The sequence below is a fragment of the Knoellia tibetensis genome, from assembly GCF_048606415.1.
Taxonomy (GTDB): domain Bacteria; phylum Actinomycetota; class Actinomycetes; order Actinomycetales; family Dermatophilaceae; genus Knoellia; species Knoellia tibetensis.
This window is the reverse complement of record NZ_JBMBWF010000001.1, coordinates 296,779-309,046: the sequence shown is the minus strand read 5'-3', so window position 1 is coordinate 309,046 and position 12,268 is coordinate 296,779. Positions and strand designations below refer to the sequence as shown.

General features: G+C 70.2%; 11 protein-coding genes and 2 tRNA genes. 6 read left to right on the top strand and 7 right to left on the bottom strand.

Features of this window, described 5'->3' with window-relative positions; genetic code table 11:
- Position 1: 1 nt before the first annotated feature.
- The 5 genes from ACOJV7_RS01430 to pepN all read right to left on the bottom strand — a co-directional run bounded on the left by ACOJV7_RS01430 (position 2) and on the right by pepN (position 6,375).
- Positions 2-1,786: a glycoside hydrolase family 13 protein gene (locus ACOJV7_RS01430; RefSeq protein WP_420188380.1), complete on the bottom strand. Its 1,785-nt coding sequence runs from the start codon at positions 1,784-1,786 to the stop codon at positions 2-4.
- A gap of 165 nt (positions 1,787-1,951) precedes the next feature.
- Positions 1,952-2,449, bottom strand: a complete 498-nt coding sequence (locus ACOJV7_RS01425) for a pyridoxamine 5'-phosphate oxidase family protein (protein WP_420188379.1) — start codon at positions 2,447-2,449, stop codon at positions 1,952-1,954.
- 19 nt (positions 2,450-2,468) lie between these two features.
- Positions 2,469-2,876 carry a globin gene (locus ACOJV7_RS01420; RefSeq protein WP_420188378.1) on the bottom strand — a complete coding sequence of 136 codons (408 nt, stop codon included), beginning with the start codon at positions 2,874-2,876 and terminating at the stop codon, positions 2,469-2,471.
- On the bottom strand, positions 2,873-3,820 hold the full coding sequence (locus ACOJV7_RS01415) for a mechanosensitive ion channel family protein (RefSeq protein ID WP_420188377.1): 948 nt from the start codon (positions 3,818-3,820) through the stop codon (positions 2,873-2,875). Before ACOJV7_RS01415 ends, ACOJV7_RS01420 begins: the two co-directional genes overlap by 4 nt.
- Entirely contained in the window at positions 3,817-6,375 is a 2,559-nt protein-coding gene (gene pepN, locus ACOJV7_RS01410) for an aminopeptidase N (protein WP_420188376.1), read from the bottom strand. Before pepN ends, ACOJV7_RS01415 begins: the two co-directional genes overlap by 4 nt.
- Before the next feature lie 111 nt (positions 6,376-6,486).
- On the opposite strand from pepN, the gene ACOJV7_RS01405 reads away from it, so the two are divergent.
- The 4 genes from ACOJV7_RS01405 (at position 6,487) to trmB (ending at position 9,633) form a co-directional block, all read left to right on the top strand.
- On the top strand, positions 6,487-7,101 hold the full coding sequence (locus tag ACOJV7_RS01405) for a mycothiol-dependent nitroreductase Rv2466c family protein (protein ID WP_420188375.1): 615 nt from the start codon (positions 6,487-6,489) through the stop codon (positions 7,099-7,101).
- Between the two features lie 45 nt (positions 7,102-7,146).
- Positions 7,147-7,614 (top strand): ribose-5-phosphate isomerase, encoded by a 468-nt coding sequence (locus ACOJV7_RS01400; protein ID WP_420188374.1) that lies wholly within the window; start codon positions 7,147-7,149, stop codon positions 7,612-7,614.
- 126 nt (positions 7,615-7,740) lie between these two features.
- A complete protein-coding gene (locus tag ACOJV7_RS01395) occupies positions 7,741-8,847 on the top strand; it encodes a PP2C family protein-serine/threonine phosphatase (protein WP_420188373.1) in 1,107 nt (368 codons plus the stop codon).
- A gap of 102 nt (positions 8,848-8,949) precedes the next feature.
- Positions 8,950-9,633, top strand: a complete 684-nt coding sequence (gene trmB, locus ACOJV7_RS01390; RefSeq protein WP_420188372.1) for a tRNA (guanosine(46)-N7)-methyltransferase TrmB — start codon at positions 8,950-8,952, stop codon at positions 9,631-9,633.
- 17 nt (positions 9,634-9,650) lie between these two features.
- Here the strand turns inward: trmB and ACOJV7_RS01385 are convergent.
- A tRNA-Pro gene (locus ACOJV7_RS01385) sits at positions 9,651-9,724 on the bottom strand.
- 122 nt (positions 9,725-9,846) lie between these two features.
- On the opposite strand from ACOJV7_RS01385, the gene ACOJV7_RS01380 reads away from it, so the two are divergent.
- Positions 9,847-9,917: transfer RNA gene (locus ACOJV7_RS01380), tRNA-Gly, on the top strand.
- A gap of 145 nt (positions 9,918-10,062) precedes the next feature.
- Positions 10,063-11,181 carry an IS30 family transposase gene (locus ACOJV7_RS01375; protein ID WP_420188371.1) on the top strand — a complete coding sequence of 373 codons (1,119 nt, stop codon included), beginning with the start codon at positions 10,063-10,065 and terminating at the stop codon, positions 11,179-11,181.
- 43 nt (positions 11,182-11,224) lie between these two features.
- Here ACOJV7_RS01375 and ACOJV7_RS01370 read toward each other — a convergent pair whose 3' ends face one another.
- Positions 11,225-12,169, bottom strand: a complete 945-nt coding sequence (locus tag ACOJV7_RS01370) for a zinc metalloprotease (RefSeq protein ID WP_420188370.1) — start codon at positions 12,167-12,169, stop codon at positions 11,225-11,227.
- Between the last annotated feature and the right edge of the window lie 99 nt (positions 12,170-12,268).

The window sequence follows — 12,268 nt, the reverse complement described above, 5'->3', positions numbered from 1 at the left end:
CTCAGAGCCTGGCCCACACGGCCACATCGGTGGGTACGCGCCCGTCCGCGGTGAGGTCACCCGACGAATGCGTCACCGTCGCGCCCTCGGGCAGCTCCACGGCCCCCGTGCCGAGGTTGACGAGCACGAGCGTCCGCCGGCCCCCGTCACCCGACGCGTTGACGATCGCCACCACGTCACCACCGGACAGCGAGTGCCACGACGCCGACCCGAGACCCAGGCGGTCGGCCCGCCGGGCCGCAAGCAGCGACCGGTAGAGCTCGAGCGTCGAGCCCTCGACGCCGGCCTGCTGGTCCACGGCATACGCACCGTAGGACTCCGGCTGCGGCAACCAGGTCGCGTCCGAAGGACCGAAACCCAGGCTCGGCGCGTCGCGCACCCACGGGATCGGCACGCGGCAGCCGTCGCGACCGATCTCCTTGCCCTCCGTCCGGTGGAACGTCGGGTCCTGGCGGAACTCGTGCGGCATCTCGGTCGACTCCGGGAGGCCGAGCTCCTCGCCCTGGTAGACGTAGGAGCTGCCCGGGAGCCCGAGCATGAGCATCGTCGCTGCCCGGGCGCGGCGCAGACCGAGCTCAGCGTCGGGCTGGGCGCGGTCGGCGGAGATGCCGTTGGGCCGGGGGAGCGACTGGTCGAGCCCAAGGCGCGAGGCGTGCCGGACGACGTCGTGGTTGGAGAGCACCCACGTCGTCGGCGCACCGACGTTGTCGTTCTCGCGGAAGGACGTCGTGATGGACTCGCGCAGCGGACCGGCCGCCCAGTGCGTGTCCAGGAAGTCGAAGTTGAACGCCTGGTGCATCTCGTCGCTGCGGACGTACTGCGCGAGCCGGCTCTCGGGCTTGACCCACGCCTCCGCGCAGAGGATCCGGTCGGGCGCGGGCTGCGCGTCGAGCACGGAGCGCCAGCGGCGGTAGATGTCGTGCACGCCGTCCTGGTCCCACATCGGCGGGCGTCGTCCCTCACCGGTCTCGTGGATCCGCGCCGACTCCTCGTGCGACGGCGGAAGCGCGGCCTCGGCACTCATGTCGCTCGCGTCGAGCATCTGGATCGGGCCGTCCCAGTCGGGCAGCCCATCCTCCTTGACGAGGCCGTGAGCGACGTCAACCCGGAAGCCGTCGACTCCCCGCTCACACCAGAACTCGAGGATCGAGGCGAACTCGTCGCCGACCTCGGGGTTGTTCCAGTCGTAGTCGGGCTGGGTCGTGTCGAAGATGTGGAGGTACCACTCACCCGGCGTCCCGTCGGCTTCGGTGACCCGCGTCCAGCCCTCGCCGCCGAAGACCGAGGGCCAGTTGTTCGGCGGCTCCTCGCCACCCGGTCCCTTGCCCTCGCGGAAGATGTAGCGGGCCCGCTCCGGGCTGCCCGGTCCGGCGGCCAGCGCCGCTCGGAACCACTCGTGCTCGCTCGAGGAATGGTTGGGGACGAGGTCGACGAGGACCTTGAGCCCGAGGCCGTGCGCGGTCGAGATGAGGGCGTCGGCGTCGGAGAGCGAGCCGAAGACGGGGTCGATGTCTCGGTAGTCGGCGACGTCGTAGCCCGCGTCGTTCATCGGCGAGACGTAGAACGGCGACAGCCAGATCGCGTCGACGCCGAGGTCGCGCAGGTAGGGCAGCCGCGCCGTGATGCCGGGCAGGTCACCGATGCCGTCGCCGTCGGAGTCCGCCCACGATCGCGGGTAGATCTGATAGATCACCGCGTCGCGCCACCAGGGCGCATCGGCGGGGTCGGCGGCGTGGAGGAGGTCCGTGGACGTGGCGTCAGTCGTCGTCTGGGTCACCCCACCCATCGTTGCGTATGCCGTCCGCCCCTCCAACTCGCAGCGCTCGCCTTTCGGGCCCCCTTGCGTCCGGCGAGGCGACGGCGGGGCCACCACAGTTGCGGACGCAAGCGGACGGCATTCGCAACGTCCGGCGAGATGACGGCGGGGCCACCACAGTTGCGGACGCAAGCGTCAGGGGAGGGGGTGGATGCGCTCGCGGTGGTCGTCGGTGCGTCCGTGCAGCGGGCAGGGCTGTCGCGGCTCGCGCGGGCAGAGCACCCACACCTCGTCGGCAGGCACGTGCCAGAGCCGCCACGGCGACTCGCCCGTCACGTCCTCCGCAGTGATGGCGCTGCCGCCCCGCGACTCGGGCCCCGGGTAGATCGCCAAGCCCCGATCGAGGCCGTCCCCAACCACCACGGACGCCCGCCCGACGGCATACAGGGCGCGCCCGTGGTAGGCCGGCACGGTCGAGTCGAAGACGACGAGGCTGACGTCCGGCCGCGCCCCGAGGTTCACCGAGTGCCGCGAGCTCTCGCTCGACACCCACCAGAAGTCGGCGAGCCCGTCCGCGGCGAAGTAGACCGGCGAGGTCCACGGCCGACCGTCCCCGCCGACGGACCCGAGGGTGACGTAGCGGTTCTGCTCCAGCAGCGCGTGGGCGTGATCGACGAGGTCCGGGGTGTCCACACCCCAGTCCTACCGTGACTCAGAGCGTCGTGCGCCCCTCGGGCGCGGGCCCCGCGGTCTCGTCGGTGTTGACGAGCATGTGCGCGGCGCGCATGAAGTAGTCGCGCATCGCCTCGGCGTGGGCTTCGTCGAGGTCGAGGGTGTCCATCGCCGCGAGCATGTGTCGCATCCAGCGGTCGCGCATGTCGAGCGTCACCGGGTAGGGAGCGTGACGCATCCGCAGCCGCGGATGTCCGCGCTCCTGGCTGTAGGCGTTGGGCCCGCCGAAGTACTGCTCGAGGAACATGCGCAGGCGACGCTCGGCCGGGCCCAGGTCCTCCTCGGGGTAGAGCGCCCGCAGCTCGCGGTCACCCGCCACCCCGACGTAGAACTCGTGGACGAGCTTCTCGAACGTCGCCGTGCCCCCGATCTCGTCGTAGAAGCTCATGCCTTGCCTCCGGTCCCCGCTCCGAACCCGCCGTAGCCGAACGGCCCGACCGGTGGCGCCTTGACCTCCGCCTCGTCGAGCGCCGACTTGAGCCGCTGGCGCAGCTCGCGCTGCACCTCGACCTTGGCACCCGGAGAGGTCTCGGCGAGCACCCGGATCGTCATCGTCTGGCCGGTGATCGACTCGACGCCGGCGACGTTGGGCGCGTCGAGTAGCTTGCCCTCCCAGGCCGCGTCGGCCATCATCCGCTCGCTCGCCTCGCGCAGGACCTCGGTGACCCGCGCCACGTCCTCGTCGTAGGCGACCGGCACGTCGACGATGGCGGTCGCCCGGTGCTGGCTGAGGTTGCCGATCCGCAGGACCTCGCCGTTGCGGACGTACCAGGTCACCCCGTCGGCGTCGCGCAACCGCGTCACCCGCAGCGAGACCTCTTCGACGGTGCCGATGGCCTCGCCGGTGTCGACGACGTCGCCGACGCCGTACTGGTCCTCGAGGATCATGAAGATCCCGGAGAGGAAGTCCTTGACGAGGCTCTGCGCGCCGAAGCCCAGCGCGACACCGCCGACCCCCGCCGAGGCGAGGAGCGGGCCGAGCGGGATGCCCACGAGGTCCATGACGGTGAGCGTGGCGATGAGCCCGACGACGAACGTCACGACACTGCGCAGCAGCGACCCGAGGGTCGCCATCCGCTGCTGGTGGCGTGCCCGTGCCTGGCCGGTGGCCTGGGCCCAGATGCGCCCGGCGCGGGAGGCGTCGGTATCGTCGTGCCGCGTGCTCGTGCGCTCGGTCATCGTCCGCACGACGCGGGCGATGAGCCGGTGCAGCAGCCAGCGCACGACGAGCGCGAGGACGATCGTCAGCAGGATCCGAAGGCCGTCGGTGAGGAGCCAGTCCTGCACCCGCTCGGCGGTCAGCAAGGTGGTCTTGAGGTCGAGATCGGTCATCCCTGTGCGTCACGCTCCTGGGCGGCGAGGGCTCGGGTGATGGGGTCGCGGTTCTCGGCGACGAGGCGGCGCAGCGCGTCCGGGGCGTCCGGGTTCGCGTCGAGCCACGCCTGGGTGGCGTCGCGCAGCTCGGCGGTCGCGAGTCCGCGGGGGTAGAAGCCCGCGACGATCGACTCGATGAGGGCCATCGAGCCCTTGTCCTGCACCGTGTCGAGTGCCTCGTGGTAGCGCGCGACGAACGGCTCGAGCGCGCTCACGTCGCCGAGGCGGCCGAAGCCGAGGCCGTAGGCGTCGACGATCGAGTTCGACAGCCCGTCCTCGGTGACGGCTGCCTTCCATGCCGCCTCCTTGGCCTCGACCGTCGGGACCGACGCCCGCGCGCGAGCAGCGCGCTCCTGCCCGGTGGCCGTGGGGTCGCGATCCAGCTCGGCCTCGACCTCGCCGTCTCGCAGGGCGTTCGCGCCGGCGAGACCGGTGAGGAGCGTCCAGCGCATGTCGGTGTCGAGGGCGAGGCCCTCGAGCACCTCGGTGCCCTCGAGCAGCCCCCGCAGGTATGCCGTGTCGTCACCGGTCGTCGTCATGCCGGCTGCCGCCGTGACGAGCTGGAGCTGCGCGTCGCTGCCGGGCTCGGCCTTCCTCGCGATCTCCCAGAGGCGCGCCAGGGTCGTGCGCCGCGTCTCGTGCCGGTTCTCCGGTGCGGTGTAGAGGTGCACGGCGGTCGCGAGCTGGGCGAAGAGGGTGCGCAGCAGGGTCGAGTCGGACTCGCCGGGGAGCACCTCGAGGACGAGCTCGGCGAAGGTGCGCGGGCTCATCTCGGCGTCGCGGGTCATGTCCCACGCCGAGGCGAGGACGAGCGACTTCGGCAGCGAGCTCTCGAAGCCGCGGACGTGCTCGATCGCGGTCGAGAGCGAGCGCTCGTCGAGACGCAGCTTGGCGTAGGTGAGGTCGTCGTCGTTGACGAGGACGAGGTCGGGCTGCGAGCGTCCGATGAGAGCGGGCACCTCGGTGCGCTCGCCCGTGAGGTCGATCTCGAGACGGTCGGTGCGCACGAGGCGGGAGCCGGTCGGGCCACCCAGCTCGACGGCATACAGGCCGATCGCGAGGCGGTGCGGGCGGATCGTCTCGAAGCCCTTGGCAAAGGTCTGCTCGATGACGGCGCTGGAGATGCGGCCGCGGTCGTCGACCTCGATGAGGGGGCGCAGCGTGTTGACGCCGGCGGTCTCGAGCCACGCCTTGCTCCACGTGCGCAGGTCGCGACCCGACGTCGCCTCGAGCTCGTCGAGGAGGTCGTCGAGGGTCGTGTTGCCCCACTGGTGCTTGGCGAAGTACGCCCGCAGGCCGTCGCGGAACGGCTCACGACCGACGTAGGCGACGAGCTGCTTGAGGACGGAGGCGCCCTTGGCGTAGGTGATGCCGTCGAAGTTGACCTCGACGTCCTCGAGGTCGCGGATCGGCGCGACGATCGGGTGCGTGGACGAGAGCTGGTCCTGGCGATAGGCCCAGTCCTTCTCGTGGGTGCCGAAGGTCGTCCATGCCTCGGTCCACTCGGTGGCCTCCGCCTGGCACGTCGTCGACGCCCACTCGGCGAAGGACTCGTTGAGCCACAGGTCGTTCCACCACTTCATCGTCACGAGGTTGCCGAACCACATGTGGGCGAGCTCGTGGAGCACGGTGAGGGCGCGGCGCTCGACGATGGCGTCAGTGACCTTGGACCGGAAGACGTACATCTCGTTGAACGTCACGCAGCCCGCGTTCTCCATCGCGCCCATGTTGTATTCCGGCGTGAAGATCTGGTCGTACTTCTCGAACGGGTAGGGCTGGTCGAACTCGGCCTCGAAGAACTCGAACCCGCGCTTGGTGAGGTCGAAGAGGTTGTCGGCGTCGAGGAACTGCGTGAGCGACTTCCGGCAGAAGATGCCGAGCGGGATCTCGCCCTTGCGGCTCGTCAGGGTGTCGCGCACGACGTCGTAGGGGCCGGCGACGAGCGCGGTGATGTAGCTCGAGATCGGCTCGGTCGCCGAGAAGACCCAGGTGGCGACCCCGTCGCGGTCGGTCGCCGACGGCTCGGGCGTGGGGGAGTTGGAGAGCACCTGCCAGTGGCTCGGCGCCGTCACCGTGAACGAGAACCGCGCCTTGAGGTCGGGCTGCTCGAAGACGGGGTACATGCGGCGGCTGTCGGGGACCTCGAACTGGCTGTAGAGGTAGACCTCGCCGTCGACCGGGTCGACGAAGCGGTGCAGGCCCTCGCCCGTGTTCATGTAGCGGCCGGTCGCCTCGATCCGCAGCTCGTTGGTCGCCGCGAGCCCCTCGACGCCGATCCGGCTGCCGTCGTATGCCGTCTCGACCACCTCGCCGTTGAGCGTCACCTTCTCGACGGACGCACCGAGGAAGTCGACGAAGGTCGAGGCCCCCTCGGTGGCGGTGAAGGTGACGGTGCTCGTCGTGGCGAACGTCGTCTCCGACGTCGTGAGGTCGAGCTCGACGGCATACGCGTCGACCGACACGAGCGCTGCGCGCTCCTCGGCCTCGACACGGGTGAGGTTCTTGCCGGGCACGGGGGAGTCTCCTGGGTCTGCAGGGGGCGTGGGGAGGGTGTTCTCGGTCCCGTCATCCTCGCACGCGACCTCGCCGTCTCCGGGGCCGCGGGTGGGTGGCACGATGAGGCCATGAGCGACGAGCAGCGCAACACCGCCGACTTCTGGTTCGACCCGCTGTGCCCGTGGGCGTGGATGACGTCGCGCTGGATGGGCGAGGTCGAGCAGGTCCGCGCGGTGGACGTCACGTGGCACCCGTTCAGCCTCGCCGTCCTCAACGAGGGCCGCGACCTGCCGGAGGAGTACCGCGCACTCATGGACCGCGGCTGGGGCCCGGCCCGCGTCGTCACCGCGGCCCGCGAGCTGCACGGCCAGGACGTCGTCAAGCCGCTCTACGACGCCATCGGCACCGCGATCCACCCCGGTGGCACCGAGGACTACGACGAGGCCATCAAGGCCGGTCTGGAGGAGGCCGGCCTGCCCGCGGACCTCGCCCGCTTCGCCCACACCGACGAGTACGACGTGCAGATGCGCGCCTCGACCCAGAAGGCGCTCGACCTCGTCGGCGACGACGTCGGCACGCCGGTCGTCGCCGTCGAGGGCACGGCCTTCTTCGGGCCCGTCGTCACCCCGGCGCCCAAGGGTGAGGACGCCGGCCGGCTCTGGGACGGCTGCGTGGCCGTCGCCGCCACCTCCGGCTTCTTCGAGATCAAGCGCAGCCGCACCGCCGGCCCGCAGTTCGACTGACCCCACCTCGACCACCGACGTTCGACACAGGAGCACCCCGACACCATGCGCGTTCACATCGGCGGCGACCACGCGGCATACGACCTCCAGAAGGACCTCATCACCTTCCTCGAGGCCGAGGGTCACGACGTCGTCGACCACGGCCCGTTCGAGCTCGACCCCGTCGACGACTACCCGGTCTTCGTGCTCCGCGCCGCCGAGGCGGTCGCGGCCGACCCGGAGTCGCTCGGCATCGTCCTCGGCGGATCCGGCAACGGTGAGCAGATGGCCGCCAACAAGGTGGCCGGGGTCCGTGCCGCGCTCTGCTACAACGAGGAGCTCGCCCAGCTCGCGCGCGAGCACAACGACGCCCGCGTCATCTCCATCGGCGCCCGGATGGCGACCGCCCTCGACGCACGCTCGATGGTGCGGACCTTCCTGGAGACGCCCTTCTCCGGGGAGCCGCGCCACCAGCGCCGGATCGACATGGTCACCGCCTACGAGACGGACGGCACCCTGCCTGACCTGCCGTGACGTCACGCGCGTGTGTGACGCGCCCGACGTGCGGCATACCACAGGGCCGTATCCCAAAGGGTGTATGCCGCGGGCTGCTGCTCGGTTAGTGTGAGTGGAGCAGGACCCACGACAGGAGAATGACTGGTGGCTACGGACGTCACCGTCCTCGTGCGCAGACGACCGATCACGGTCGCTCGGCGTTTCTACTCCTACGTCCTCACGGGGCCCCGACGGGACTGGGTCGTCTTCACGCTCTTCTTCGCAGTCGCCGCGACGCTCGTGAGCCTCATGCTCGCCTACCCCGGCCGCTTCCCTCCGGTGACGATCGCGCCGCTCATCCTCGTGAGCGGGCTCTACCTGCCCAACCGGCACCTCGTCGGGCTCTTCGTCTTCATCGCGATCGGGCTCAGCCTCGTCATCCCCAAGCTGTCGCTGTCGGCCTCGACGAAGGCGGTCATGCTCACCGCCTACTCGATGCTCATGCTCATGATGCTCGTCGTCTCGGCGTCCCGGGTCCGCGTCGGCTCCATCGGGTTCCACGGCGAGGACCTCCTCGTCGAGCTGCGCGACCGCCTCGCCCGGGCCGCCCGGATCCCGGCCCTGCCGCTGGGCTGGACCGCCGAGTCAGCGGTGCTCTCGGCCCACGGTGAGGGTTTTTCAGGCGACTTCATGGTCGTCGACTCCACCCACGGTGGACGTCACCTCGAGGTGGCCCTCGTCGACGTGAGCGGCAAGGGCCGAGAGGCCGGCACCCGCTCGTTGCTCCTCTCCGGCGCCCTGGGTGCGTTGCTCGGCTCGCTCTCCCCGAGCGCGTTCCTGTCGGCGGCCAACAGCTACCTCGTGCGCCAGGGCTGGGAGGAGGGCTTCGCGACCGCGGTCCACCTCGACATCAACCTCGACACGGGCGACTACACCATCGGCAACGCCGGCCACCCCGCACCGGTCCGCTGGTCCAACGGTGCCGGCACGTGGCAGGTGCTGGAGGGCGGTCGGGGTCCGGTGCTCGGCATCATGAACGGTGTCAACTTCCCGCGCACGAGCGGCACGCTCGCGATGGGCGACGCGCTCATGCTCTACTCCGACGGCATCATCGAGTCCCGTCGCCACGACCTCACGGAGGGGACCGACCGCATGCTCGGTGCCGCCGCCGACGCGATGGTGCGACGCGGGTCGGTCGTGGATGCCGTTGTCTCCCAGGCGCGTTCGGGCGAGGCCGACGACCGCGCAGTCTTCTCGATCGCCCGCCACTGACGCTCTGAGGCTCTGACGCCTGTCGTCGACTCGGTGCGTCCCTGGAGCACTTCCCGCCATCGGTGGTCGGACGTCCCTCACGTCGCGGATAGCCTCGGTGTCGTGTCCTCCTCCCGATCGGTCCTCCAGCACACCCCGCGCGACGGCGTGCGCACCTTCACCCCGCGCTGGCGGACCTCGCCCCTCACGGCCGAGCGGATGGAGCGGCTGCTGCCGCGGCACACGATCCCCGCGGAAGGGCCGCTCGACCCGCAGGCCTGGTTCGGGCGTACCGCACCCGTCGTCCTCGAGATCGGGTCCGGGCACGGGGCCGCGGCCGTTGCCTACGCCGACGCGCACCCCGCGCACGACCTGCTCGCGGTCGAGGTCCACGTCCCCGGCGTCGCCCGGATGCTCGCCGCGGCGGAGCCGCTGGGGCTGACCAACCTGTGGGTCGAGCGTGGCGACGCCATGCCCCTGCTCACCTCACGTGTGCCCACCGGCTCGCTCGCGGCGGTGCACCTCTTCTTCCCCGACCCGTGGCCCAAGGCCAAGCACGCGAAGCGTCGCTTCGTCCAGCAGCACACGCTCACCCTGCTCGCCGACCGGCTCGCCCCCGGCGGGGTGCTCCGGATCGCCACCGACCACGCCGTCTACGCCGAGCACGTCCGCGAGCAGGTCGCGGCCCACGGTGGGTGGGACGTCGTCGAGGGGGAGCGGCCGGACTGGCGCCCGCAGGACGGGTTCGAGGCCAAGGGCCTGGCGGCGGGCCGGACGGTGGCGGAGTTCTCCCTCACGCCGCGCTGAGCCGGCCGGTCGTGCTGTCGGGGTAGCCAGATTCGAACTGGCGACCTTCCGCTCCCAAAGCGGACGCGCTACCAAGCTGCGCCATACCCCGCGTCTCACGGGCCGAGGGCGGGCGACACGAGCAGTGACGGCCGATTTCGGTTCCCGCGAGGGCGGCCACTAGGCTAACCCCTGCTCCGAGCCGGACGGTCCACGCCGTTCCCGACGAGCATTGCGGGCGTAGCTCAATGGTAGAGCCTCAGTCTTCCAAACTGATTACGCGAGTTCGATTCTCGTCGCCCGCTCCGAACACAGGTATGCCGTCCGCTTCAAGCTTGGGTTCAAGCGGTCGGTGCAACACCCTGATGACGAATGGGGCGTTGTATGCCGCGTGGTGGGAAGAAGCTGTATTCGGAGCGTCGTCGCTTCTGGGAGTTGAAGCTGGCTGGCATGGCGTCGGAGGCTGCGGCTGTCGAGGTGGGTGTTCACCCTCGAACCGGGCATCGATGGGTTGAGGAGTCTGGTGGGCGTGTGCCTGCCGGGCTCCTCAGTCCGTCTGGTCCTGGTTTGACGGTGGATGAGCGGATCCAGATCGCAGACTTGAGGTTGGCGCGATGGTCGGTGCGAGCGATCGCGCGCCAGCTTGGGCGGGACCCGTCGACGGTCAGTCGGGAACTGCGCCGCAACGGGACGGTGACGGGTTATCGACCGCATGCGGCGCAACGCAAGGCCGAGGCGCGTCGGTCCCGTCCCAAACCGGGCAAGATCGGATCGTGCCCGCGGCTGCGGCAAGAGGTCGAGGCCGGGCTGGAGCTGCAGTGGAGTCCGGAGCAGATCGCCTGCCGGCTGCGGCGGGATTTCCCCGACGACCCGGAGATGCAGGTGTCCCACGAGACGATCTACCAAGCCCTGTACATGCAGGGGCGTGGCGAGCTGCGTCGGGAGCTGACCAAGGCGTTGCGTACCGGCCGGGCCCGCCGCACACGCCACCGCCAACCCCATGAACGTCAGCATCGGTTCAGCGAACCGATGGTCATGCTCAGCGACCGCCCCGCCGCGGCTGAGGACCGCGCCCTTCCCGGCCACTGGGAAGGGGACCTGATCATCGGTACCCCGAACACGTCCGCGATCGGGACGTTGGTCGAACGCAGCACCCGGTTCACGATGCTGCTGCACCTGCCGCAGCGCCACGACGCCATCGCGGTGCGTGACGCGGTGGTCGCCACGATCACCACACTGCCCGAGCAGCTGCGCGGCTCGCTGACCTGGGACCAGGGCAGCGAGATGGGCCTGCACCACCAGATCACGATCCGCGCCGGCATCCCGGTGTACTTCTGCGACCCCGGATCCCCTTGGCAACGCGGCACGAACGAGAACACCAACGGGCTGCTGCGCCAGTACTTCCCCAAAGGCACCGACCTCAGCCAGCACAACCAAGAGCAGCTGATCGAGGTCGCTGCCCGCCTCAACGGTCGACCACGCAAAAGCCTCGGCTGGGACACCCCAGCCGAGGCTCTTGCCAAGCTACTTTCATCCACACAAACCGACGGTGTTGCGCCGACCCCTTGAAACCGCCCAAGAAGCGGACGGCATACCTGTTTGTGGTGGGGCGTCAGGCTCGGAAGGCGAGCCAGGCGTCGCTCATGCGCTCGGCCTGGCCGGGCGTGAACATGTTCATGCAGGAGTCCTGCGTGTAGTCCATGAAGTTGTGGATCGGGTCGAGACCGGGTGCCGTGCAGGTGTCGGCGCCGGTCGGGCAGTTGAACTGCGGCACGGCCTCGCGCGGGGTGTCGGCCACGAAGTCGCCCGAGGCGGAGCAGCCGTGGGCGAAGGTGTGCTCGAGCATGAGCCAGTGGCCGACCTCGTGGGTGAGGGTGTCGCCGAGGGAGTACTTGCCGGCGGTGCCGCCCGGCATCGACTCGTCGAGCATGACGACGCCGTCGATGAAGTCGCGACCGTTGTTGTAGCCCTTGGGGAAGTACGCCCAGCCGAGGAGGCCGGCGCCGATGTCGGCGACGTAGACGTTGAGGGTGCGCGAGTCGCCCCGGTAGAGCGCCTTCTTCATGTCGCGCTCGACCTTGCCGGGCACGACGGTGTTCCAGACCGCGTTGACGGTCCACGTGGTGTCGGTGAGGTCGAAGCGGAACGGCGTGTCCGCGGCGTCCTCGGCCGTGGCGCCGGAGAAGGAGTCGTTGAGGACCTTCATCTGCGCGCCGATCATCGTCTCCATGCGCGTCTTCGCGGTCGGCGTCAGCGTCTCCTTGGACACGACGTGGAAGATCGTCGGGATCGTCACAGAGCCGGCGGCCATGAGCGGGCTGTCCTTGATGACGCCGTAGGCGTTGGCCTCGTTCTTGCTGTAGAGCTCGGGCTCCTTGGCGCCCTTGGCGTCGTCGCGCACGCGCGCGGCGGAGGCCGCACCGGTGGCCGGGTCGCACTCGGCGACGGCGGGCGAGGGTGTGCCCGCCGCGCTGATGCCCGCGGGGGCCGACACCATCAGGGTGGAGGCCGCGAGCGCGATGACGCCGAGCGCGGGCCGGATGAGACGTCGTGACATGGGATCTCCTCAGGGATGCGGGCCGGTTCCGGCCACTCGCTGGAACGTACTCCCGCAGGAGAGCCCGCGGGCTGTTTCGGCGAAGGGCGATTCGGCGCC

Coding starts and splice junctions, on each gene's coding strand:
- ACOJV7_RS01430 (WP_420188380.1), bottom strand. CDS start 1,786: ATGGGTGGGGTGACCCAGACGACGACTGACGCCACGTCCACGGACCTC.
- ACOJV7_RS01420 (WP_420188378.1), bottom strand. CDS start 2,876: ATGAGCTTCTACGACGAGATCGGGGGCACGGCGACGTTCGAGAAGCTC.
- ACOJV7_RS01415 (WP_420188377.1), bottom strand. CDS start 3,820: ATGACCGATCTCGACCTCAAGACCACCTTGCTGACCGCCGAGCGGGTG.
- ACOJV7_RS01405 (WP_420188375.1), top strand. CDS start 6,487: ATGAGCGACGAGCAGCGCAACACCGCCGACTTCTGGTTCGACCCGCTG.
- ACOJV7_RS01400 (WP_420188374.1), top strand. CDS start 7,147: ATGCGCGTTCACATCGGCGGCGACCACGCGGCATACGACCTCCAGAAG.
- ACOJV7_RS01375 (WP_420188371.1), top strand. CDS start 10,063: ATGGCGTCGGAGGCTGCGGCTGTCGAGGTGGGTGTTCACCCTCGAACC.
- ACOJV7_RS01370 (WP_420188370.1), bottom strand. CDS start 12,169: ATGTCACGACGTCTCATCCGGCCCGCGCTCGGCGTCATCGCGCTCGCG.